A 24,674-nucleotide genomic window follows, 5' to 3' on the forward strand; every position below is an offset into this window, starting at 1 on the left:
TTCGCCCTGGATTATCTGGTATGGGGTAGGGCGGACGTGAGTCGGCCGCTGTTTTTGCCCCTGAGTCCATGCTCTACTTGGGTTGTTTCGACTCAAGTCATGGCATAGGTTGGTGAACGCGCAAGCAATCCCATGCATTGTTGGCTACGGCTATCCGGCAGGCTCCGCCGCTTGTCGTGCCATGGTGCTATGCGCGTTATAAACGGTCTGCGTGCCCTCCCGATCGCCTTGAGCTACGCCCTGATGCTGGGCGTCCCCTCGGCGGGATATGCCGCGTCCACGCAAACCCGCATTTACACGATTGCCCCCAGCAGTCTGCGTGGTGCGCTGGACACGTTGGCCGCACAAAGCGACGTGGAAATCGTCTATTCGCCCGAACTGGTGGCCGGCAAGACCACGCAAGGTATTTCGGGTCGCCTGACGACCGACGACGCATTGAGGCAACTGCTGGTCGGTACCGGCTTGAGCTGGAAAGCGGTCAACGAATCCACCATCGTGCTGCAGTTTGCATCCGCGCCGCACCACAATCTACCGCCGGCCAAGGCCGAAGTCGTCAAGCAGGAAGCGCCGCGCACGCTCGAGGTGTTCAATGTCAGCGGGTCGCTGATCAACAACGCGCAGATCCAGACCGCGACGCCGACCTACAGCATGAGCGCCGAAGCGATCAGCGCGCGTGGCTTCAACAGCATCGCCGAAGCGTTGCAGAACATTGTTCTGGCGACCGGTTCCGTGCAAGGTCCGCAGACCTCGGGCTCGTTCACGCAGGGTGCGCAAGCGGTCAGCTTGAACGGCTTCGGTCCCGGGTTCACCTCCATCTTGATCGATGGCAAGCCGATCGCGAGTTTTGGCCGTCTATACGACGGTACCAACAACTTCACCAGTATTTCGAATATCCCAATCTCGATGGTCGAACGCATCGACGTCATGCCCGGTGGCGCATCGTCGATCTATGGATCGCAGGCGGTCGCCGGTGTGATCAATATCATCACGCGACAGCATATCGACGGCGCGGAAGTATCGGTACGCGCTGGTGGCTATACCGGCGGTGGCGGTGCGAGTCAGCGGGTGTCCTTCGGCTATGGCCATGATTTCGACAAGCTCGACGTGCTGGCCATGTTCGAGTTCGACAACAGCCTGCCGATCTGGGGCTATCAACGCGCCTTGACCTCGGGCACGCGCGCCAATCCGAGCGGTTCGAGCACGGCCAGCCTGCAGGCGGGCATTCTCGACTACGGTACGCTCGATACGTTTACCGGTCGTGCGCAGGGTTTTCTCGATCCACCCGCGGGCTGTGCCGGCAACCTGTTCGGTGGCAGCAATATGCTGGCGAGCCATAACGGCAACGCAGGTCATTACTGCGGCTCGACCGATCTGTATGGCTATACGACCTACAGCAACAAGAGCCGTAGTTACGACGGCATGCTCAAGCTCAAATACGACGTCAGCCCGACGTTGCGTCTGTATGGCGACGTGCTGCTCGATTGGCAGGAACAGAAGTGGTTTACCGGCGTGGACGGCTGGTTTCCCGATGACTTGCCGGGCGGTGCGATCGAGGATGCCGATACCGGGCACATCCTTTATCCTGAAAAGATCTACGCACCGGAAGAAATGCCGCATGGCGCCACCGGCCAAATGGTTCGTCAGCGGGACTTGATGTACCAGGCGGACATCGGCGCGAATGGCCAATTCGGCGAATCGAATTGGGATTGGGATATTTACTACCTGCGTTCAAGCGACCGCACCCAGATCGTCGAGCGCCTGGGTATCGCGTCGCGCGTCGACGGATTTTTTGACAACCTGCTCAATCCCGTGGGCGTCGATCCTGATACGGGTTTTGGTTTGTATCGTCCCAACTACCCGGCATTCTTTGCGCCGTTGACACCGGCGCAATATGCAAGCTTTACCCAGGGCGTTGGCGAGTTCAGCAAAACCTGGGTCAACGATACGCGTGTCACCATCAGCAATACCCGATTGTTCCAGCTGCCCGGCGGCGATGCCGGCTTTGCCGTGCTGGCCGAAGGTGGCAACGAGGCGTGGTACGAACCGGTCAACCCATTGTTCGCCGATGACGAAATTTTCGAGCATGCCGCGACCGGCGGTGGTGGCAGGCGTTCGCATAGCGCGGCCGCGTTCGAATTGAATCTGCCAATGTTTCGGCAACTCACTGTCGATCTTTCGGGGCGTTACGATTACTACTCGTCGGATGACGCGGCAAGCAACAGCAAATTCACCTACAAGGCAGGCGTCGAATATCGGCCATTCGATAGCCTGTTGTTGCGTGGCAACTACACCACCGCATTCAAGGCACCCGATCTCTCGGCCATCTATCTGGGGCCATCCAACTATTACACCCAGGTCACAGACTACTATCGCTGCGCGCTTGCCGGCAGCCAGAGCTGCGATCGATTTACTACCGACGTGATGGGGCAGTCGCGCGCCAACCGTAATTTGCAGCCGACGACGGCGCAGAGCTGGAGCACGGGTGCGGTATGGTCGCCGATCGAGCGTTTCAGCCTGAGCATGGATTATCTGCATACGGCGGTGAAGGATGAGGTGATTGCGCAGGACACCGACATTCTTGTGCGGCAGGATGCGCAGTGCCTGCTCGGCCAGCTCGACAACAACTCGGCACAATGCCAGGCCATTACCAATCCGGTCGATGGCCAGGTTCAGCGCGGCGTCTTGAACGCTAATCTTCGCAACGCCGTGAGCATGTTGGCGGCGCCGCCGATCACCGGCATCACGACCTATTACGCCAACCTGGCCAACGAGGTCGTCGATTCGGTCGTGGCGACGGGGCGTTATCAATTCGTGCCTACGGGCTGGGGCAAGTTCGACGTGCAGCTGGCCTATAGCGACATGCTCAAGCACGACTACCAGATTGCTCCGGGGCAGCTCCCCATCGATGAGTTGACCAATCCCTTGTACAACGCCGGATTCAAAAGCATCGTCAACGGCACGCTGAGCTGGGTCAGTGTGGACAATCGCTGGAAAAGCACCTTGTACGGACGCCGTTACGGTGCGACACCGAATTTCAAGGCACAAAACAGTGGAGCGAACGCAAACGGCGCCAGCCGTCTGCATCCGTGGATCACCTTCAACTGGACGCTGGCCTACGAGCCGACCGACGATCTGTCGTTATCGCTATTGGTCAACAACATTGCCAACAAGATGCCGCCCAAGGATCGCAGCGACACGACGTATCCGTATTTCAACGTCGAGGATTACAACGTGTACGGGCGCGAGGTCCTGTTGCAGGCGACCTACCGGTTTGCCCGAGGCAGTCGTTAGCAGCGAAAACGCACTGTAGTTGCCATGTCATGAGCTCCGCTTCACGCGTGCATCGATAGTGTCGATCGTGCGTGAGGTCTTTCAGGATGCGAAAGTTCATTCGATTGCTGGGTCGTACCTTTCATGTCGCCATCGACGGCTTCGCCGACGACGAGCTGATGACGCGTGCCTCGGCGTTGGCGTTCTGGTCGGCGCTCTCGTTCGCACCGATCCTGGTGCTGACTTTGTGGAGCCTGTCGGTGCTCAAGCCGTCGTCGCAGGATCAGCTGGTCGCCATGCTGGCCGGCGTGCTGGGCAAAGAAGGTGCCGGTGCGATCAAGCTGGTCATGGACAACGCCAAGCAGCAGCCGCGGCTGGGTAATATCCTTGGCTTGATCGGTATTGGTGTGACGGTCTTCAGCGCATCGACGGTGTTCGCGCAATTGCAGTCGACCCTGAATCGTATTTTTGGCGTGCAGATCAAGGGCGGCACCCGCGAGGCGGTACTTAGTTGGCTGAGCATGCGTGCGCGTGCGATCGGTTTGCTGATAGGTATCTTCTTTTTGTTGATCGTTTCTTTCGTCGTCACGGCCATCATCCAGACCTTGCTGCCAGGCGACACGCTCGCCTGGCAGTCGATCGAGATCTGCGCCTCGCTGGTGGTGTTCGTACTGGCTTTTGGCGCCATGTACAAAGTGCTGCCCGATGCGAGCATTCCGTGGAAGGATGCTGCACGTGGCGCTGTGCTGACTGCGGTGTTGTTCGTTGCCGGCCAGTTTGTCATCGGGCTTTATCTGGATCACGCCAAAGTCGGCGGTGCCTACGGGCCGGCCGGCGCCGTGGTAGTGCTGTTGACCTGGATGTACTACGCCTCGGTGATCGTGCTGCTTGGCGCCGAGCTGACCCATGGCCTGGCCGTGGCACGAGGGACGCACATCGAGCCGAATCGCTATGCGGAGCGCATCGATGAACCGGAGGATCGGCAGCCTACCCAGGGCGACAACAAGGATGTCGATCGGCCGACGTAGCGAAGCGTCAAACTCAGTGGTGTAAACATGGCGGCCCTTTGCAATCCGGTTTTGCCGCGTGGGCTCGTCCTGCCACGAGAATCGCCGATAAAACGATAACGGAGCGGTGGAGTATCTTCATGAATTGATGGCCTTGATTCGGATGGTCATGTTTGTGTATGGACAGCCGTTTTACCTGGAATTATGACGATTTTTTGTCAGTGCATTTTGAGTTGAGTTTTATGCTTGTGCTGAAAACGATTTCGCGCTTAAAACAGTTCATTGGGCGCATCAACAAAATATTGCGAATCAAAAAATGTTATCTGGTTGGCCTTCTGTGTGAACTAATTTTCGCCGATGAATGGTTGCCGTAATGTTTATTATCTATATTCATGGGAGGGGGTAATTAATCATGAGGGATAGTGATGAAATTTCGTTTCCTTTCGTTAGGATTAGTAGGGACTTTGGCGCTGTGTTCGGCGGCTTCGCAGGCGCAGGATACGGGGGAGATCGCCGGCTTCTCGAAAACGGCCACGTATCCGTGCAACAACGCGCAGTTCTTGCAGGACCAGCAAAACTTCGAGAATGGTGAAATCTCCGCGGATCAGTTCGTTGACGTTTGCGGCGTAGTCACCGCGGTGCTTCCCGCCAAGCACACCCGCAGTGGCAATCACGGTTATTTCTACGTGCAGGTTGCCCAGGGTGTGACGATCGAAATCGTTTCCGACCTGGACCAGATGAACGCGCCGAAGTGGCCGTGGGTCATGGTGGGCGACAACACCTATGTGCAGGGTCGCTACTACTACGATAACGACTCGAGCCAGGGTATCGACTGGACCCATCACGGCACCAGCAGCTCCTGGCCGCATGCCGGTTACGTGGTCGTAAACGGTACCAAATACCAGTAAGCGTTCGGTCGAACCGCAAGGCGCCTGGGCTGCCTTGCGGTTCGATCACGATTCGTTGCCGATCGAAGTATGGATACCGCGGACTCGCTACGGTGCTGCCTTTCGGGCTGACCGCGCGGGTGCTACATGCTGTCGATGGTTGCGTTGAGTTGGGTATCCGCGCTTCTGGTGGGGACTGCCGTAGCCCCGATGGATACGACGTATCTGGCGTTGCCGCATGCATCCGGCCAGCGCGTGGCGTTGCATTGCATGGCGCCTGCGAAGCCGACCGGGCGGGGCGTACTTTTTATTCATGGTTCGAGTTTCCCGACCGGGCTTGCCGCCGGATTCGAATTCGCGCCCGGCGATTCGTGGATGCATTTCATGGCCGAGCGGGGTTTTCTGGCCTGTGGCTTGGATTTCCTGGGCTTTGGCGCATCGAGTCGTCCGCCGGCGATGTTGGATGTGGCGGAACATGCGCAGCCGGTCTTGCGAGCACAGGAGGCTGCGGACGATATAGCGCTTGCTGTCGCGCACATGAAAAGCGCCCGTGGCGTGCGCGAGCTTCATGTCATTGCGCATTCCTGGGGCACGATCCCCGCTGCGACTTACGCTGCGCAACACCTGACGGCGCTGAAGTCGCTAACCCTTTTCGGCCCGGTCGTTCCCGTGGCATCGCCCGAGAAAGAGGGGAGCCATGGGGCCTGGTTTTCGCTGACGGCGCAGCAGCGGTTGGCACAGCTTCGATTTGCCGACGTGGTTCCCAAGGGCAAGCACTTGCTCGAAACGGCCGTCGAGCAGCGCTGGGCCGCGGCCTATGCGGCGTCGAGCCCGCACGTGTCGGGCGATGAGCCGGACCTGATACGTATCCCGGAAGGGCCCAATGTGGATATCGCCGCGGCCATGTGCGGCGTCTATCCTTATGCAGCCGCCGACATCGATGTACCCGTATTCGTGGTGTATGGGAACTACGATGTCATCGTCGATGATGCCGGCGCGTCGGCATTCCTGGCGCGGTTTACCGCAAGCCCGATGAAGTGGCAGTTGCGCATCGACGATGGCACGCATGTGATGCATCTCGAACACAACCGTCGTTCCCTGTATGAAAGCGTCAATGCGTTTATCCAGGCGGCAGAAGCAACGCCGCCGTGAACGAACCTGCGAGGTAGCCGCCATGGACATCGAAGATCACGAGACCGGCCTGGCCCGCGTCGCATCGGCGATGGCCGAGCCCGCGCGCAGCCGCATGCTTTGCTGCCTGATGGACGGTTGTGCGCGTACGAGCACCGAGCTTGCCGTCGTCGCGGGTGTCGGGGCGCCGACGGCAAGCGCGCATCTACAGCGAATGAAGCGGCTGGGCCTGGTCGAGGTATGGGTGCAGGGGCGCCATCGTTACTATCGGTTGGCCAATCATGACGTGGCCCAGGCGCTGGAGGCCTTGATGGTGGTGGCCAATCCAGCAACTCCGCGTTTCGTGCCATCGACGCCTGCGCCGCTGCGCATGGCGCGCACTTGTTACGACCATCTGGCCGGAACCTTGGGCGTAGCGTGGCATGACCGCTTGCTGGCGATGGCCTGGATCGCCCCCGGCGCGGATGCGATCGACTATGTGCTTACCGATCTGGGCGTGCGCAAGGTAGCCGAGCTCGGCATGGACTCGGAGCTGTCGCCACGCCGCCGCTTCGCTTACCCATGCATGGACTGGAGCATGCGTCGTCCGCACGTGGGTGGCGCCTTGGGTGCCGCGCTGCTTGAGCTCGGGATCAGGCGCGGCTGGCTGCAGCGACAACTCGACAGTCGCGCATTGACGGTAACGAACAAGGGGCTGCGCGAACTGGAGTCGATCTTTGGAATAACGCAGCTGGCGGTTATGCCAGCGTAGCGCGTCGCTTACGGGATCTCACTTGGGGCGACGTATGGCTCGGAGTTTGCTGTTGGCGCCGTCGCCGCAGAAGAATCGGTTCGCGCCATCGGATTCGACGCCGGATACGCCGACGCCGGCCGGCATCTCCAGGATGTCGAGCGTTTCGCCGGTGAGCGGGTCGATGCGCCTCACGTCGCTCTGATCATCCTCCCAGCTGCCATGCCAAAGCTCGCCGTCGACCCAGGTGACGCCGGTGACGAAGCGATTGGATTGAACCGTGCGAAGGATTGCGCCGGTCTGCGGATCGATCTGATGGATCTTGCGCTCCCGATACTGCCCCACCCACAGCGTGCCTTCGGCCCATGCAAGTCCCGAGTCGGCGCCGCCGCCCGGTGCCGGAATGGTGGTCAGTACGCGACCGGTGGCAGGGTCGATCTTCTGGATGCGGTCTTCGGCGATCTGAAATAGATGCTCGCCATCGAAGGCGGTGCCCGCGTGCGCGGGAACATCGATCGAGCGCAGGGTCTTTCCGCTGGCGGGGTCCATGGCTTTCAAGCTGTCGCCGGTAGCAAACCACACGTGCTGACCGTCATAGGTCACGCCGTGCACGCGTTCGACACCCGGGAAGGGGCCGTACTCCTGGATGATGTTGGCTGGCGATCGTTTCATGGGTGTCTCGAGAACCTTTGGATGTGAGAGGACTTCTGAGGGCTGGTTTAATGTGCAAATGCGACTTCAGGGAACCTCCAAAAACCTCAACCTCTTCTAGTCGTCATCCCGGCGTAGGCCGGGATCCAGTGGCTTCGGTTTCTGGTTTTTGCGATAGAGCCGATGCTTGTTGGCTCTTGCGATAACCGATCACAAAGTCACTGGGTCCCGGCCTGCGCCGGGATGACGACTAGGAGGGCTTTTCAAGAATTCCTGCAGTCGCTCCTACAAGGTAGCCGGTCATTCGGGCTTCCCGTGCAACGCCATCCTAGTCGCCCGGTAGCGGAGCCGGGAGTAACAAGGTCGTCGCGAATCCTGGCAGGGGTGGCGTCATCCATCGGCGTGCACGTCCATGGCCGAACGACTGCACTTTGCCGGCTGCGGCCAGCGTATCGAGCGCTCGCTGCACCGTGCGCTGGCTGGCGCCGAGCGCGAGCGCCAAGGCCGAGCTCGACCAGGACTCGCCATCAGCCAGGAAAGCGAGCACAGCGGCGTGTTTTTCCTCGACCGGTCGCGCCAGCAAGACAACATCGCGTGCATGCCGCGGTGCCAACGCAAACCCTCGCTTTGTCGCGTTGATATTGGCCAGTGGCTCCAACATGCCGCGAAGCCTTCCGATTTCGACACGCAAGCGTACGCGATGCGTTTCATCGATGAGTTTTGCGCGAAAGGCCTGCTCTATAAGCGTCTCCCGCGACACGTCGCCCGGCCACGCTTCGCCCAGCATCTGGGCCAGCGCGAATAACACCGGGCGCGTGGCGAGCGACACCACGTTATGCGCATCGCGCACGATATAGCGGCATGCATCGACGACGAATGCTTTCGACGCCAGCAAGGTCTCGACCTCGTCGAGTAGTACGAGCCGCTGTTCGCCATCTGCGATCAGGCGCGCGGCGGGTGTATTCAGAACCAGTCGAGCGCTATCGACCTCTGCTGCCAGCGCGGGAATACCGGCGCGACGCGCGGCATGCGTCGCCCGATCGAGCGCGGCACGCGCGGCCTGAGCCTGTACGCGTCGCATGGCGATGCCTGCCAGGACCAGTTCGTGCGCGGCCATCAACGCGGGCGGGAAGGGCGTTGTATCCAGGCCGGCGAGCACGCGCTCGACTTCGTCGAGTTGGCCGATCAGCAAAAGCCGCCGCACCTGAAGATACTGCGCATGTGCGGCATTGACCCGATCGCCATGCTGTTCGAGTGTCACCCGCGCGGCATCGAGGGTTTTCGCCGGCCAACCAAGCTCACGTGAAGCCAGTGCAATCTCCGCCTCGGCCACGACACAGCGTGCGCGGGCCACCGGCTCTTTCGGGCCGAATGCGCGCGCGGCGCTACGCAGGAGTGTCTTCGCGCGCGTGAGATCGCCCAGTTGCGCCATCGCAATGCCGCGCAGCGCGAGTGCCGGCGCATCGTCACGCAGGGCGACGCGGTTCAGTGCGCCTAGTGGATCACCCGAGGCCAGTGCGCGCGCCGCGGCCGTGATCAGCGAGTCCATCGAAATCCCGACACACTTGTCACTCCCACTGTTCGATTGCCCGGGTTCAGTCTATCTCACGACCACCACCGCATTAACAGAGGAGAAGGCTATGACGACACATACGACCGGGACGCGTGAAGAATGGCTGGCGGCGCGATTGGAGCTGCTTGACGCCGAAAAGGAGCTTACGCGCCGCAATGACACGCTGGCGCAGCAGCGACAGGCGTTGCCTTGGGTGCGCATCGACAAGTCCTATCGATTCGAGACCGACCAAGGTGGCGCCTCGCTGGCGGACCTGTTCGGCGGCCGCTCGCAGCTCATCGTATATCACTTCATGTTCGGCCCCGACTACAAGGCCGGCTGCCCGTCGTGTTCGTCGATTGCCGACAGCTTCAATGGCATCGTGACCCACTTGCAGCATCACGATGTCGCGTTCTGGACGATGTCGCGGGCGCCCCTGGAAAAATTGCAGGCCTACAAGAAGCGCATGGGATGGACCTTTCCCTGGGCGTCGTCGAGCAGCGGTGATTTCAACTTCGACTTCAATGTGTCCTTCACCGAACAACAACAGCGCGACGGCGAGATCGAATACAACTACCAGCGCGGCGGGCACGCGATGGATGCCGCACCGGTGCCCGAACCGGTCGTGCAGTTCGCCGATACCTGTGGCACCGATCCAAGCACCTATGCACGCGACCGTCCCGGCATAAGCACCTTCGTGATGGAGGAGGGCGTCATCTATCACACGTATTCCACGTACGCGCGCGGCGTCGACGGTATCTGGGGCATGTATCAATGGCTCGATCGCGCGCCCAAGGGCCGCAACGAGACGGGTGTCTGGTGGCGGCGCCACGACGAATACGGCAACGGCTGAGCAGCGATGTCGGCCCGGCGCGATGAAAGCATGTTTTGGGCGGCGTGCGTGCTGCTGTTTGCCGCAAGCACGGCCGTCACGATTGCCGGGTGCACGGCGATGTCGGGCATGGGCACGATGCCGATGCCCGGCGAGTGGACGATGTCGATGACGTGGATGCCGATGAGCGGGCAGGGCTGGCCGGCGCTTGCCGCGTCATTCCTGGGTATGTGGACAGCGATGATGGCGGCGATGATGCTGCCGTCGCTCATGCCTGTCCTGTGGCGTTACCGTGGCTTGCATTCCAACCGACTTGCCGCGCTGGTCGGCATGGGCTATTTCCTGGTGTGGATCGTGCTCGGCGTGGTTGTGTTTCTGCTGGGTGCAGGGTTTGCAGCGCTCGCGATGCACCAGTCGACGGTGTCCAGAGTCGTGCCGGTCGCCACGGGTGTTGTCGTGGCGATGGCCGGCGCGCTTCAGTTCACCGCCTGGAAGGCGCACCTGTTGGCTTGTTGCCGTGACGTTCCGGCATGCGCGCGCGATATGCCGACGAACGCCGGCAGCGCGTGGCGAGACGGCCTGCGCCGCGGCATTCATTGCTGCTTATGCTGCGCTGGCTTCACCGCGGTGCTGGTCGTCAACGGCGTGATGGACCTTGGCGTGATGGCCGCCGTGACGGTGGCCATCACGGTCGAACGGCTCTGGCCGGCCGGCATGCGCGTTGCGCGAGCGGTCGGCGTCATCGTCATGGCCGCAGGGTTCGGCTTGATTGTGCGTGGCGTCGGCTGAGCCGGATTTGGCGACTTGCCAGGTGTAGTTGATCAGATCGCTTCGCTCAGATCAGCTGAACAGCTCTTCGAGCCAATCGTCGACAGCCTGGTAATAGCGAACCGTATGCTCCTGCGGCGGTGACGGCCTGGGATGGGTGGCGCGAGCACCTTGCTGGCGAGCTTCCCTGGGCGTTATCGCGAAGCGGCGTTGAAACGCGCGCGCGAATTGGCTGCTGTTGGAAAAGCCCAGTCGCAGCGCGATATCGGTAATCGATTTTCCGCCAGCGTTTACGCCCAGGGCAATTTCGCGATAGGCAGCATCAAGCCGCTTGTCGCGAATGATCTTGGCGATGCCGCCATCGGCGGCGAATATCCGATACAAGTGTGCTCGCGAAACTTGATGGCGTTGCATCAGTAGGGCAGGGCCGAGTTCGCGCTCGTAGAGGTTGGCTTCGATGAATTCAAGCAACTGCTGGCGCAGCATCTGCATCATCGGCGTGCTGACTTCGGGTGTTACCGCATAGCTATCCTGGGCCAGCCCCGCGATCAGCAGGCTGAGCAGCGACTGTTCGACGGCAAAGGCTTCTTGGTCGTTGAGATCGGATGCCGCTCGACACACGCTCAGAACAAAATCGGCAAGGATCCGTGTCAGCGGTCGCTCCGCCGGCATGATCACGCCATGCAGGCTCTTGCCGCGGTTTGCCTGATTCAGCGGCCCCCTTGGAAGTACCAACGATACGGTGGAACCATCCGTTGCAACGGTGGAAAAAGGCCGAGCCAGATCGAACAGGCAGATATCGCCCGAGCGCAGAAAGATCGGACGCCCATCGCACGTGCTCTCGTTCGAGCCGACCAGATACAACTGCAGCAGGTATTGATCGAACCCGATCTGCTGAGCCAGCTTGCGGTCGCGTTGGTACTGCGGTTGGTTAAATCTCGACGAGCCGACGATCATGCGGTCGGCCAGCAGCGAGCACGCGGCGTTTCAACCTGCTTCGTCGACACACGTATCCCTTGTCTCACTACTTTCCCCTGTCGCACACGCTCGAGACAGCGGCGGAGTTTATCCAAGCCGCTTACAGGAATAGTGATCGGCGACCTGTTTTGTAAATAACTGTCGCGTGACTAATGGCATATGTACGAGTTATATCTGATATTCAAATCAGGAATGCCGGAGACAAAATGACGAATCTGATGAGACAAGTCGGATATCGTCGTTACGCACCATCCCCATAAACTTTCCGAAAGATTGACGTCAGGAACGGGGGCGTAGCAATTCCGCGTGGTGAGGGCTTGCTTGGCAGCCAGCGCCCGCAGGCGTTCGCGCATGATCTTGGCTTTCTACTCGACAACAGCGATGCATGTCGCGTTGCCTGGGTAGGGAGCTGGCGTCCCCAGGGAATCGGGAGGCACAGGGTGCGGCGTTCTATTGCGTTTGTCTACGTAAGTTTTTACAGAATACCTGCCGTGCGGCAGCTCGCCGCCATATTCCGCGCAATCGCCTTCGCACACCTGTCGGGTGTCATTTGCCTGCGCGATGCACGCATCCGTCGCATGCCGCATTCGTGGTCCCTACACACCGCTTGCCTTGCATGAGCCGCTCCCGGGCGGATCTTCATGCAGCCATGTCTCCAGCCAAGTCCGTATTCGTTTGATATCCACAGGGGAAAGTGATGAACCGAGTATTCCGCATCGTCTGGTCCACAGCACTCAATACATGGGTGGTGGCGTCGGAACTGACGGGCAGGCACGGCAAAGGACGCGGACGTTCCAGTGCAGGCGGCACGGATGATCGCTCTTCATCGCGACTCGCACCGTTGACGTTGCGCCTGGGTATGTTGGCGGCGCTCGCGGCGTTGTACGCGCCCGCGACGTTGGCGACCGACCGTTACTGGGACGTCAATGGTGGCTCGGCGGGCAGTGGCGGTACCGGCACCTGGGATACGCTGTCGGCGTATTGGAATGCCGCGAACGATGGCGTCGCCGGTCCTTTTACCGCGTGGAACAACGCGGCGCTCGATAACGCCATCTTCGCCGGCACGGCCGGTACGGTGACGTTGTCGACGCCGATCACCGTCAATGCGCTCACTTTCTCGGTGAACGGTTACATTCTCAACGGCAGCACGCTCACGCTGGCCGGTACGACGCCCAGCATTTCGGGCAACGCTACGATCAACTCCGTCATTGCCGGCAATGCAGGGCTCACCAAGAACGCGGGTGGCATACTGCAATTGGGTGGAACCAACACTTTCAGCGGTGGCGTCAATGTCAATCTCGGCCAGCTGACTGTCGCCAGTGACGCTGCCCTCGGCAATGCAAGCAACGGCGTTGCCCTGGCCACTGGAACGACCCTCACCGCTACCGCACCGCTGGCCAGTAGCCGCGTGGTGACGCTGGGCGGCACTAACGCTTTCATTGCGGGTACCGGTGTCGGGTACGCCCGGTTTACGGGCGCTGGCGTGCTGGACGCCAGTAGTGGCGTCACCATGAGGAACGCTGCCAACGATTACACCGGTCAGACGGTGTTTTATAGCGGCGGTACCTATGGCTTCACGTCCATCGGCAATCTGGGTCAGGCCAGCTCACTGGGAGCGCCGACCACGGCAGCCAACGGTATCGTAGTCGTGAACGCTGGCGGTGGTCTGGGCGGCACCTTGAACTATGGCGGCACCGGCGACACGTCCAACCGAGGCTTCACCTTCGGCAACACGTCCAGCGGCGGTACGGCGCTGGTCAACATCGGTACCGGCACGCTGATCCTTAATGGCGACATCCTGCTGAGTGGCGCCAATACAACGGGCCAGAATTTCTCCGCCAACACGGCCGACATGGAACTGCTTGGGGTGATCAGTGCTCCCACGTCGTCGCGTCCAGTCACCTATACCGGTACGGCCGGGCACGCCATTACGCTAGGTGGCGCCAATACCTACGGTGGTCCCAACTTCATCACCACCATCACCGTGTACGCGCCCGTATTGGCCGATGGTGGCACAGCCAGCTCGCTGGGCACCGGAACTGCTGGCAACATCGTGTTGCAGAATGGCACGCTGCGTTATACGGGAGGCGTAACGTCCACCAATCGCATCTACAGCCTGGTTGGCGCCAGCACCATCGCCAACGATGGTACAGGCGGGTTATCGCTTACGGGCGCAGGTGTTTTCACGACAGGCGCCACGATAACCCTGGGTGGTAGCTATACCGGTACCAACAACTATGCCGGTGCCATCAGCGGCACCGGCAATGTGGTGATGAACGGCTCCGGCAACTGGGTCCTCGGCGGTGCCAATACCTACGTCGGCACGACCACGGTGCAAAGCGGCACGCTGACTGCAGGCAGTGCCAATGCGTTCGGTGCATCGAAAGGCCTGGTCGTCAACGGCGGCACGCTCGACATCAATGATCAGTCCATTATCGTGCCTACGCTGGCGGGCACCGGCGGCAGTGTGGATCTGGGCAATGGTTCGCTCACCGTCAATGCCACGTCGGGCAGTACGTCGTATGCCGGTAGCATTGGCGGTACCGGCAGTTTCACCAAGCTTGGCGCGAGTACGCAGACGCTGACGGGAGCCAACACCTACACCGGCGCCACCACCATCGGCGGCGGTACGTTGGCGCTGGACTTTTCCGTGGCAGGTGCGCCGGCGAGCAACATCATCAGCGGTAGTTCCACGCTCAATCTGAGTGGTGGCACGCTTTCCATCAAGGGCGGTACGGCAGCCAATACGCAGGCTTTCAATGGCCTCAACGTCACCGCAGGCAACAACCGCATCAGCGCGACCGCAGGCGCCGGCGGCATGGGAGTCTCGCTGGGCGCGATCAATCGCAGTGGCGGTCTGGTCGATTTCGGCTTCAATACCGGCACCACCATGACCACTACGCATGCGGACGGTGCGCTTGGTGGCTGGGCTACGGTCAACGGAACCGACTACGCGCAGGTGACCGGTGGCGTCATTACTGCTTTCACCAACTATGCGAACAAGGACGACGCCAGTCAGTGGGTAGGCGGCGACATCGTCAGCGATCAGGGCGGCAACCCCAACACACCGTATTTCGGGACGGTGAACGGTAGCGTCGCGCTGGGTGGCCTCAAATATGCCGCGGCCGCTGGCTCGATCGTGAATGTGAGCGCTGGCAATACGCTCAGCGTGGACGGCAGCATCATTGTGGCGCCTTCCACCAGCACCGCTTCGCAGACAATTCAGGGTGGATCCGTCACCGGTGGCGCGGGCGGCAGCCCGCTCGGAGTGCTGCAGAACAGCTCCGGCACCTTCAATATCAGTTCGACGGTGGTCGACAACGGCGGCGCTACCAGCTTTATCGTGGGCGGCCAAGGTACCGGCGCAGTGGCGCTCCTGGGCGCCAACACGTATAGCGGTTCGACCACGGTGAGCGGTGCCGTGCTGGCATTTAACTCCGTCGCCAATGGCGGCGCGGCAAGTGCGATCGGTGCATCGAGCAACGACTCGTCCAACCTGATTATCGAGAACGGCACGCTGCATTACACTGGCGCCACGGCCAGTACGGATCGCGGTTTCACCCTGGTCAACGGCGGTCCGTCGCGGACGATCCAGGTAGATGGCACCACTAACCTTACCTTCAGTGGCGTGGTTACCAGCCCGGACGATGCCGGCTTCACCAAGTCAGGTACTGGCACGCTGACGCTGTCCAATGCGGCCAATGATTTCGTCGGCCCAGTCACGGTCAGCAATGGGCTGCTGTCAACCGGCATATTGGCCCTCGGCGGCCAGACGAGCGGCATCGGCGCGGGCAGCAACGCCCCTTCCAGCTTGATTCTGCAAACCGGAGGCGGGCTGGAATACACCGGCGCCACGATGACGACCGATCGCGGTTTCACGCTCGCTGGGGGCACCGGTCATGTCGATGTCGACACTGCAGGCACCACGCTGACCGATAGTGGCACCGTGGTGGGTACAGGCAATTTATCCAAGGATGGTGCAGGCACTCTCGTGCTTTCCGGCGCTAACACATACAGCGGCGGCACCACCGTTGCGGCAGGCGTCTTGCAGGCCGGTTCCAATCAGGCTTTTGGCGTCGGTCCCATGACCGTCAATGCCGGTGCCACGCTGAACGTATCCACCTTTCAGCCCCAGGTAGCGGGGCTGAATGGCGCTGGCAACGTCGCGGTAGGCGCCGGCGGTCTACTGCAGATCAACGGCAACGGTACATTCTCGGGCAGCATCAGTGGCGTGGGTGGCGTGTCGGTCATCGCTGGCCACGCGCAGACCATGAACGGTTGTGGCAACAGCTATACCGGCCCAACCACGCTTGTGAACAGCACCATCACCACCGATTGCCTGGCGAACGGTGGCCAGCCCAGCGGCATCGGTGCGTCCAGCAGTTTGTCTTCCAATCTCATGATGTCCGGCTCGCTGATCTATACCGGTGCCAGCGTCAACATCGACCGCGGAATTCAGCTTACTGGCATCGCCGGAATCAACGTCAGCAATGCCACCACCACGCTGGGAATCAGCGGAGCGATCGTGGGTTCCCAGCAGTTGCAGAAGACAGGATTGGGTACGCTGGTCTTGAGCGGTACCAATGCGAATGCGAACAGTACTTACATTCGCGGCGGCACCCTGGTTGCTGGGACAACCAATGCCTTTGGCAGCGGTTACATGCTCCTGGACAACACCGCCGGCGTACAGTTGGACCTCAACGATTTCAATACCCAGGTCAGCTACCTTTCCGGCGGTGGTACCACGGGTGGCAACATTGACCTAGGCAACCTCAGCAGCACCACGCTCACCGTGACGAGCGGCAGCAATGCGGTGACCAGTGCCACCTACGCCGGCACCATTACCGGCAGTGGCAATCTGGTGAAAAGTGGCGCGGCCATCCAGTACTTGTCCGGTGCGGGCAGCACTTATACCGGCACCACTACCGTTAACGGCGGCACGCTCGAGATGAACGTACTTGCCGACGGAGGCGCTGCCAGTTCCATCGGCGCGTCAAGCAATACCGCTGGCAACCTCGTGCTCAACGGGGGCACGCTGCAATACGTGGGCGCAGGCAATACCACCAATCGCCTGTTCACTCTTGGAGCGGCCGCCAGTGCGCTGAATGCTTCTGGCACGGGTGCGGTGCAGTTCACCAATACCGCGGCAATCGCGTTCAGCGGCGCCGCCAACTCGGCGCAGACGGTTACGCTCACCGGCACCAGTGCCGACAATAACAGTCTGGCCTTGCAGATCACCGACAATGGCACGGGCAAAACGTCGCTCAGCAAGACCGGCACCGGCACATGGATCCTGCGCAACGCGGCCAGCACATATACCGGCGTCACTACCATCACCGGCGGTGTGCTTGGCGTGGATCATCTCAACAATGGCGGCCAGGCAAGCAGTATCGGCTCCTCGTCGAATGCCGCTGCCAATCTGGTGATCGGCAGCGGCGCGACGTTGCGCTACACCGGCACCGGCGACACGACCGACCGTCTGTTTACGTTGTCGACGGGGAGCAGCGTGATCGAATCGTCCGGTACGGGCGCGATCGTTTTCAGCAATACCGGTTCGGCAGCCTATGCCGGCAACGGCAATCGTACGCTCGGCCTCGGTGGCACCAATACCGGCAACAACACGATGGGTGGCACGATCATCGACGGTTCGGGTGGCATTACCACGTTGGCCAAGAACGATGCGGGCACCTGGTTGCTGACCGGTACCAATACCTACAGCGGCAACACCGTGGTTAATAACGGTCTGCTGCAGTTGGGTAACGGCGGCACCACCGGCTCGATTGCCAGCGCGACCATCATCGTCGACACGGCCGGCACGCTGGGCTTCGATCGCTCCGACACGATGACGCTGGCCGGCACCATTTCCGGCGCCGGCGACGTGGTGCAGTCCGGTACCGGTACGACGGTGCTGACTTCTACCGAAACCTATACCGGAGGCACGACGATCAGCGCGGGTACGCTGCAGCTGGGCAATGGCGGTGCGAACGGCTCCATCGTGGGTAACGTGGTCGACAACGGCACGTTGGCGGTCGATCGTTCGGACGTCTATACGTTTGCCGGCTCGATTTCGGGTAACGGCGGCGTGACACAGAGCGGTAGCGGCACGACGGTGTTGACGGCGGCCAACAGCTACAAGGGCTCGTCGACAGTGCAGTCCGGCATGCTGCTGATCGACGGCGATCAATCGGCCGCGACCGGCGCCACCGTGGCACAGATCGGCGGCACGCTGGGCGGCAAGGGTACGATCGGCGGCGATGTGGCGATTGCCGATGGCGGCACGCTGAGTCCCGGCGATACGGGAGCCGCCGGTACGCTGACCATCAACGGTAGCTTGGCGCTGAGCGGCGGTTCGGCGATGAACTACCAGTTCGGCCAGGCCAACGTGGTCGGCGGCACGCTCAACGATCTGACCGTGGTGCATGGCAACCTTACGCTGGATGGCACGCTCAATGTATCGGCCACGCCGGGCGGCAGTTTTGGCCCCGGTCTGTATCGCATCATCAGTTACGACGGATCGCTCAATGACGAGGGCCTGACGCTCGGCAGCACGCCGGCCGGCAGCTTCCAGGTGCAGACGTCGGTGGCCAATCAGGTCAACCTGCTCAACAGCAATGGCCTGTCGCTCAACTTCTGGGATGGCCCCAACGGCCACGCGAACAACACCGTCGATGGCGGCACCGGTGTCTGGCAGAGCGCTGCGGGCAATGACAACTGGACCGACCAGACGGGACAGTTCAATGCGCCCTATGCCAATGGCCAGTTTGGCATCTTCATGGGTACGGCCGGTACGGTGACGGTCGATGGCAGCCTGGGTGCGGTGACTAGTTCGGGCATGCAGTTTGCGGTGAGCGGTTACAACGTCATCGGCGATGCCATCACGCTCAACAGCGGAACGGCGATCATCCGCGTGGGCGACGGTACTGCGGCGGGTGCGAACATGACGGCGGTCATCGGCTCGGCGCTGATCGGCACGGGTGGATTGGAGAAAGACGATCTCGGTACGCTGGTGCTCGAGGGCACCAATACCTATACCGGTGGTACCGCGATCAATGGCGGTGTGCTGCAGGTATCGCGCAATTCCAGTCTTGGTTTTGCCGCGGGCACGCTCAGCTTCGATGGCGGCACGCTGCGCAATACCGGGGCATTCCTTATCGCGCGCGACATCACGATCAATCAAGGCGGTGCGACGTTCGATACCCAGGATGACCTGAATCTCACACACGCCATTGTGGGCGCCGGTGCGCTTACCAAGATTGGCTCCAGTACGTTGACCTTGGGTGGCGCCAATACGTACGCCGGCGGCACGGCCATCGATGGCGGTACGGTTTCGGTATCCAGCGATGCCAACCTCGGTGATGCCTCCGGTGCGCTATCGCTCGATGGCGGCACCCTGCTGAACACCGCGGCGTTCACGTCCGCACGCAATGTGACACTGGGCAACGGAGGCGGCACGTTCAATACGCAGGGCGACTTGACGCTGTCCAGCGCGATCGGCGGTACGGGCGCATTGACCAAGAATGGCGGCAGCGCGCTGGTTCTTGCCGCCAACAACACTTACACCGGTGGCACGACGATCTCGGGCGGCGTCTTGCAGCTAGGCAACGGTGGCACGGCCGGTTCGGTGATCGGCAATATCGTCGACAACGGTACGTTGGTTTTCGATCGGAGCGATACGTCAGCGTTTGCAGGGGCGATTTCCGGTAGCGGCTCATTGGAGCAACAGGGCAGCGGTACCACGGTGCTGTCGGGCGCCAATACGTATACCGGTCCGACGGCCGTTCGTGCCGGTAGCCTGATCGTCAATGGCGACCAGACGGCGGCAACGGGCGCGACATCGGTTGATGCCGGCGGCACGCTGGGTGGCATGGGCGTTATCGGTGGTGACGTCAATCTAGCCGATGGCGCCACGCTCAGTCCCGGCAATGTCGGCACGGCTCCGGGTACGCTGTCCATCAAGGGCAGCCTCGCCATGAGCGGCGCGTCTAACCTCAACGTCGACTTCGGTCAGGCCAATGTCGTGGGCGGTCCGCTCAATGACCTGGTGCAGGTGGGCGGCGATCTCACGCTCGACGGCAACCTCAACGTGTCAGTGTCCTCGGGCGGTTCGTTCGATCCGGGTATCTATCGGATCATGAGCTACGGCGGCACGTTGACCGATAACGGCCTGAGCATCGGTTCGGTGCCTTCGCCGGACTATTTCCTGCAAACTTCAATCGCGCAGCAGGTGAATCTGGTCAATACCAACGGCCTGAGCGTTAATTTCTGGGATGGCAACGGTGCGCGCGGCGACGGTCAAGTGCAGGGTGGCGACGGCGTTTGGCAGAACACCGCAGGTAACGACAACTGGACGAACCTCAATGGTTCGATCAACGCCTCGTACCAGGACAGCACCTTTGCAATCTTCGCTGGCGCGGCCGGCACGGTGACGGTCGATACCAGTTTGGGTGCGATCAACACCTCGGGTATGCAGTTTGCGACCGACGGCTACCGCGTGGAAGGCGACCCGATTGCGTTGGTAGGTACCGGCGGTAACGCGCCGGTGATTCGCGTAGGCGATGGCACGACGCTCGGCGCGAGCATGACGGCAACGATCGCCTCCGAGCTGCAGGGAACCGATGGTCTGACGAAGACGGACCTGGGCACCCTGGTGCTGGCCGGTGACAACACCTACACCGGCAATACGACCATCAGCGGCGGCACGTTGCAGTTGGGCGAGGGTGGTACGACCGGCTCGATACTCGGCGATGTCGCCGACAACGGTACGCTGGCCTTCAATCGTTCGGACGTCCATGCGTTCGACGGCCAGATCTCCGGCACGGGCGGTTTGACGCAGGTTGGCAGCGGTACGACGGTGCTGACCGGAGTTAACACCTATACCGGTGCAACCACGGTGCAGGGCGGCACGTTGTTGATCAATGGCGATCAGACGGCCGCTACCGGCGCGACGACGGTGCAGAGCGGCGGCACGATTGGCGGCACGGGCATCATCGGCGGCGACGTGACGATTGCCGATGGGGGCACGCTGAGCCCGGGTGCAGCAGCGGGAGCGGCCGGTACGCTCACCATCAATGGCAACCTGGCGCTTGGAGCGAACTCGACGCTCAACTACGAGCTCGGTCAGGCCGGCACGCCGGGCGGTGCATCGAACGACCTCACCGTGGTGCATGGCAATCTCACCCTGGACGGCACGCTCAATGTGGCGACTACGGCAGGTGGCAGCTTCGGTGCCGGTGTGTACCGAATCTTCAGCTATGACGGCACGCTGACCGACAACGGGCTTTCGCTGGGCACGCTGCCCGGCACGGATGTGTTCGTGCAGACTTCGTTGGCCAATCAGGTCAATCTGGTGAGCACGCAAGGACTGACGCTCAGCTTCTGGGATGGCCCAGGTCACGCCAACGATGGCGCGATCAATGGTGGCGACGGCACATGGCGACTGGCGGACAACGACTCCTGGACCGAGGCAACCGGCACCATCAATGCGCCGTATTCCAACGGATCGTTTGCCGTCTTCGGCGGTACCGCGGGTACGGTGACGGTGGATGACGCCAACGGGCAGGTGAGCGCATCGGGCATGCAGTTCCAGACCGATGGCTATCACCTCACAGGCGGCTCCATCGAACTGACGGGCAGCGCCGCTACCATTCGTGTGGGCGACGGCACTGCTGCTGGAACCGGCATGACTGCCACCATCGACTCTGCACTGACTGGCAGCGCCATGTTGGTGAAGGACGACCTGGGTACTCTCGTACTCACCGGCGCCAACACATACAGCGGCGGCACCGATGTCCACGCCGGTACGCTGCAGGTGGCAAACGACGGCAACCTCGGTCTGGCATCGGGCAGTCTCTCGATCGACGATGCAACGCTGCACACTACTGGCAGCTTTGCGACGAGCCGCACGATAGGACTGGGTGGCGCGGCCACCATCGACACCGATGACGGCACCACGCTCACGTTCAATAGCGGCATCGGTGGCATCGGCAGCCTCACCAAGACTGGCGCCGGTACGCTGGTATTGGGTGGCGCGTCGAGTTACAGCGGTGCCACCACGGTAAGCGCAGGTAGCTTGAGTGCGGCGGTGGATGGCGCGTTCAATGCATCGTCTGCATTTACGGTGCAACAGGCCGGCACGCTGGACCTGGGCGGCCATGCACAGACGGTGGCTTCGCTTACCCATGCGGGTACGGTGAATTTCGGCACCGCGCCTGGCACCACCTTGACGGTGAAGGGCGACTACGTCGGGCAGGGCGGTACGTTGAATTTCAACACTGCGCTTGGCGACGACAGCTCGGCCACGGATCAGTTGGTAGTTGCCGGCAGCACCTCGGGCAACACCACGGTGCACGTGAACAACGTCGGTGGTGCAGGTGCACAGACCACGCAAGGCATCAAGCTGATCGATGTGCAGGGCGCGTCCAACGGCAGCTTTGCATTGCAGGGCGACTACGTGTTCCAGGGCGACCAGGCGGTGGTTGCAGGCGCCTATGCGTATCGTCTCTACAAGGGTACGGATGCGAACCCGAGCGATGGCGACTGGTATCTACGTTCGGCCTTGCTCGACGGTTCGGGCACCACAACCACGCCGCCGCTGTATCAGCCCGGTGTGCCGTTGTACGAGGCCTATGCCGGCATCCTGCAGCAGATCAATGCACCGGAGAGCCTGTTCCAGCGCACCGGCAACCGCGTCTGGGCAGGTGACGAAGTCGCGGACAATATGAGTCCCGGCGAAGGCCTGTGGATGCGCGTGGAAAGTGGCGACCAGACGATCAAGCCGGACATCACCACCAGCGGTACGAACTACGACATCTCGGCCTGGAAGTCCGAGGCGGGTATCGACGCCACGGTGAGCGAAGGCGAAAGCGGCAAGCTGGTTGCCGGCGGCACGCTGCAATACGGTCGCTATCAGTCGAATGCGAGTTCCATCTACGGGCAAGGCCGGCTCAAGACCAATGCCTATGGCGTAGGCGGCTCGCTCACGTGGTATGGCGAGAACAACTTCTATGTCGACGGCCAGGTTCGCTGGACGAGCTTCGATACCGACCTGCGTTCAACCACGCTCGCGCAGCTGCTGAAGGACGACAACAAGGGCAGCGGCTACGTCGCGGGTGTGGAAGTGGGGCAGCGGTTGCGCCTGGGCGATCAATGGTCGCTCGTGCCGCAGGCGCAGGTGAGCTATGGCAATGCCGAGTTCGACAACTTCACCGATGCCTTCGGCGCACAGGTGTCGCAGAAGCAGAGCGGCACGACGACCGGGCGCCTCGGCGTGACGATCGATTATCGCCAAGCCCACCAGGGCTCGTACGGCTCAGTCGCGACGCACTTGTACGCCATTGCCAACTTGTACCGGACTCTCGGCGATGGTTCGCGCGTGGCCGTGGCCGGCACCGACTTCACCACCCGCAACGAGCGGCTTTGGGGCGGCTTTGGTCTGGGCGGCTCGCTGGATTGGGCCGACGGTCGTTACTCCGTGTATGGCGAAGTGCAGGCGCAGACGGGGCTGGATAACTTCGGCGACAGCCATGCGTTGAATGGCACGCTCGGGTTCCGCATGCGCTGGTAATGCAAGCGGTGGGAGCTGCGTATCGGCAGGTTGCGTCTGGCGGAGATCCGAATGGGCCGCCAGACGCAATCTGCCAGGGTAGCGATGTTGCCCGCAGATGAGGCCTTTATTCGCAACCGGGATATATTCCGTCTCACATGGCATGCCAGCCATGACGTGGGAATACATCATGATGAAAGGGATCGCGCTGGCCCTGGGGCTGGCATTCGTTGTGTGCGGATCATTTTCGATGTCCGCCGATGCGCCTGCACACAGTGCGGCACGCAACGAAAGCCTTTCGCCCTCGTGCAGGGGCAAGCCGGCCAAGGTCGACGATGCTGGCTTTGTCGTCATCGGCGGCATCGAGCAGTGGGTGACGGCCAAGGGAGATAGCTGCGCCAACCCGGTTCTTCTCTTCATCAGCGGCGGCCCCGGCAATCCCCTCAGCGGCATTTCCGATAGCGTCTACGGCGCTGGCCAGCGTGACTTCATCGTCGTTCAGTGGGATCAGCGCGGATCGGGCATGACCTATGGCCGCAGTCCGCCGGCGCCAGATGAAAAACTGACCATCGAGCGGATGGCGCAAGACGGCAACGAACTGGCTGCCTACCTTGCCAAGCGATACGGAAAGCGCAAGGTCATCTTGTGGGGCAGCTCCTGGGGCTCGATCCTTGCCGTGCACATGGTCAAGGCGCATCCGGAACTGTTTTACGCGTACGTGGGTACGTCCCAGGTAGTCAATTCGGTAGCGACCCAGGCGGCGAGCTATAAAAAGCTCATGGCGCTAGCTACAAAAGAAAACGACAAAGATTCGCTCGCCGTGCTCAACCAGGTCGGATCGCCGCCGTGGACCGATCCACGCAGTTTCGGGAAAGTGCGCCGGATCATTCGAAAATACGAAGCAAAGGTCACCTTGCCGCCGCCTGATAGTTGGCATCGAGCACCGGCCTACACGACCGCCAAGGCCGAAGAAGACTACGCTGCCGGCGAAGATTATTCCTTCTTGAATTTCGTCGGGATGCACGGCGACGGCATGCTGTCACACGTCGACCTACCGAAGCTGGGCACGGATTTCGCTATTCCGATGTTCTTTGTCGAAGGCGCACACGATCTGCTGGCACCGCCGGAGATGGCTGGTCAGTATTACGAGAGCATCAAAGCGCCAGAGAAAGGCTGGGTGCTGCTGGAGCATTCCGGGCATGACCCGAACCAGGAAGTGGTGGATGCCGAGTACAAGGTGCTTCGCGAGCGAGTTTTGCCGCTGACTCAAGGTAAATAGCGCGGGCGTTCTCGAATGGGGAAGGGGTTGACTCTGGACCTTGATCA

Annotated in this window: 12 protein-coding genes; 9 read left to right on the forward strand and 3 right to left on the reverse strand. The window is 61.4% G+C overall.

Annotated features, from left to right (window positions below; all coding sequences use genetic code 11):
- Positions 1-189 precede the first annotated feature (189 nt).
- The 5 genes from QMG46_RS12740 to QMG46_RS12760 all read left to right on the forward strand — a co-directional run bounded on the left by QMG46_RS12740 (position 190) and on the right by QMG46_RS12760 (position 7,046).
- A complete protein-coding gene (locus tag QMG46_RS12740; RefSeq protein WP_281848206.1) occupies positions 190-3,291 on the forward strand; it encodes a TonB-dependent receptor in 3,102 nt (1,033 codons plus the stop codon).
- Between the two features lie 86 nt (positions 3,292-3,377).
- A complete protein-coding gene (locus tag QMG46_RS12745) occupies positions 3,378-4,298 on the forward strand; it encodes a YihY/virulence factor BrkB family protein (protein ID WP_281848207.1) in 921 nt (306 codons plus the stop codon).
- 404 nt (positions 4,299-4,702) lie between these two features.
- Positions 4,703-5,185, forward strand: coding sequence for a hypothetical protein (locus QMG46_RS12750; RefSeq protein WP_281848208.1), 483 nt, complete (start codon positions 4,703-4,705; stop codon positions 5,183-5,185).
- Positions 5,186-5,311: 126 nt separating this feature from the next.
- A complete protein-coding gene (locus tag QMG46_RS12755) occupies positions 5,312-6,316 on the forward strand; it encodes an alpha/beta hydrolase (protein WP_281848209.1) in 1,005 nt (334 codons plus the stop codon).
- Positions 6,317-6,338: 22 nt separating this feature from the next.
- Positions 6,339-7,046: an ArsR/SmtB family transcription factor gene (locus tag QMG46_RS12760; protein ID WP_281848210.1), complete on the forward strand. Its 708-nt coding sequence runs from the start codon at positions 6,339-6,341 to the stop codon at positions 7,044-7,046.
- Between the two features lie 18 nt (positions 7,047-7,064).
- Here the strand turns inward: QMG46_RS12760 and QMG46_RS12765 are convergent, their stop codons facing one another.
- Together QMG46_RS12765 and QMG46_RS12770 are read right to left on the reverse strand one after the other, a co-directional pair.
- The gene (locus QMG46_RS12765) at positions 7,065-7,697 is read right to left on the reverse strand and encodes a Vgb family protein (protein ID WP_281848211.1); all 633 of its coding nucleotides are present in this window, start codon (positions 7,695-7,697) and stop codon (positions 7,065-7,067) included.
- Between the two features lie 307 nt (positions 7,698-8,004).
- Positions 8,005-9,225, reverse strand: coding sequence for a helix-turn-helix domain-containing protein (locus tag QMG46_RS12770; protein ID WP_281848212.1), 1,221 nt, complete (start codon positions 9,223-9,225; stop codon positions 8,005-8,007).
- Between the two features lie 91 nt (positions 9,226-9,316).
- Between QMG46_RS12770 and QMG46_RS12775 the strand changes: the two genes are divergently transcribed.
- Positions 9,317-10,081, forward strand: coding sequence for a DUF899 domain-containing protein (locus tag QMG46_RS12775; protein WP_281848213.1), 765 nt, complete (start codon positions 9,317-9,319; stop codon positions 10,079-10,081).
- Between the two features lie 30 nt (positions 10,082-10,111).
- The gene (locus tag QMG46_RS12780; protein ID WP_281848214.1) at positions 10,112-10,849 is read left to right on the forward strand and encodes a DUF2182 domain-containing protein; all 738 of its coding nucleotides are present in this window, start codon (positions 10,112-10,114) and stop codon (positions 10,847-10,849) included.
- Positions 10,850-10,900: 51 nt separating this feature from the next.
- Here the strand turns inward: QMG46_RS12780 and QMG46_RS12785 are convergent, their stop codons facing one another.
- On the reverse strand, positions 10,901-11,785 hold the full coding sequence (locus QMG46_RS12785; protein WP_281848215.1) for a helix-turn-helix domain-containing protein: 885 nt from the start codon (positions 11,783-11,785) through the stop codon (positions 10,901-10,903).
- 718 nt (positions 11,786-12,503) lie between these two features.
- Here QMG46_RS12785 and QMG46_RS12790 point away from each other — a divergent pair.
- Both QMG46_RS12790 and QMG46_RS12795 read left to right on the forward strand, forming a co-directional pair.
- Positions 12,504-23,369, forward strand: a complete 10,866-nt coding sequence (locus QMG46_RS12790; RefSeq protein ID WP_281848216.1) for an autotransporter-associated beta strand repeat-containing protein — start codon at positions 12,504-12,506, stop codon at positions 23,367-23,369.
- 169 nt (positions 23,370-23,538) lie between these two features.
- Complete coding sequence (locus QMG46_RS12795) at positions 23,539-24,627, forward strand: alpha/beta fold hydrolase (protein WP_281848217.1); 1,089 nt, start codon at positions 23,539-23,541, stop codon at positions 24,625-24,627.
- Positions 24,628-24,674: the final 47 nt, after the last annotated feature.

This window comes from Dyella sp. GSA-30 (genome assembly GCF_027924605.1).
Lineage (GTDB): Bacteria > Pseudomonadota > Gammaproteobacteria > Xanthomonadales > Rhodanobacteraceae > GSA-30.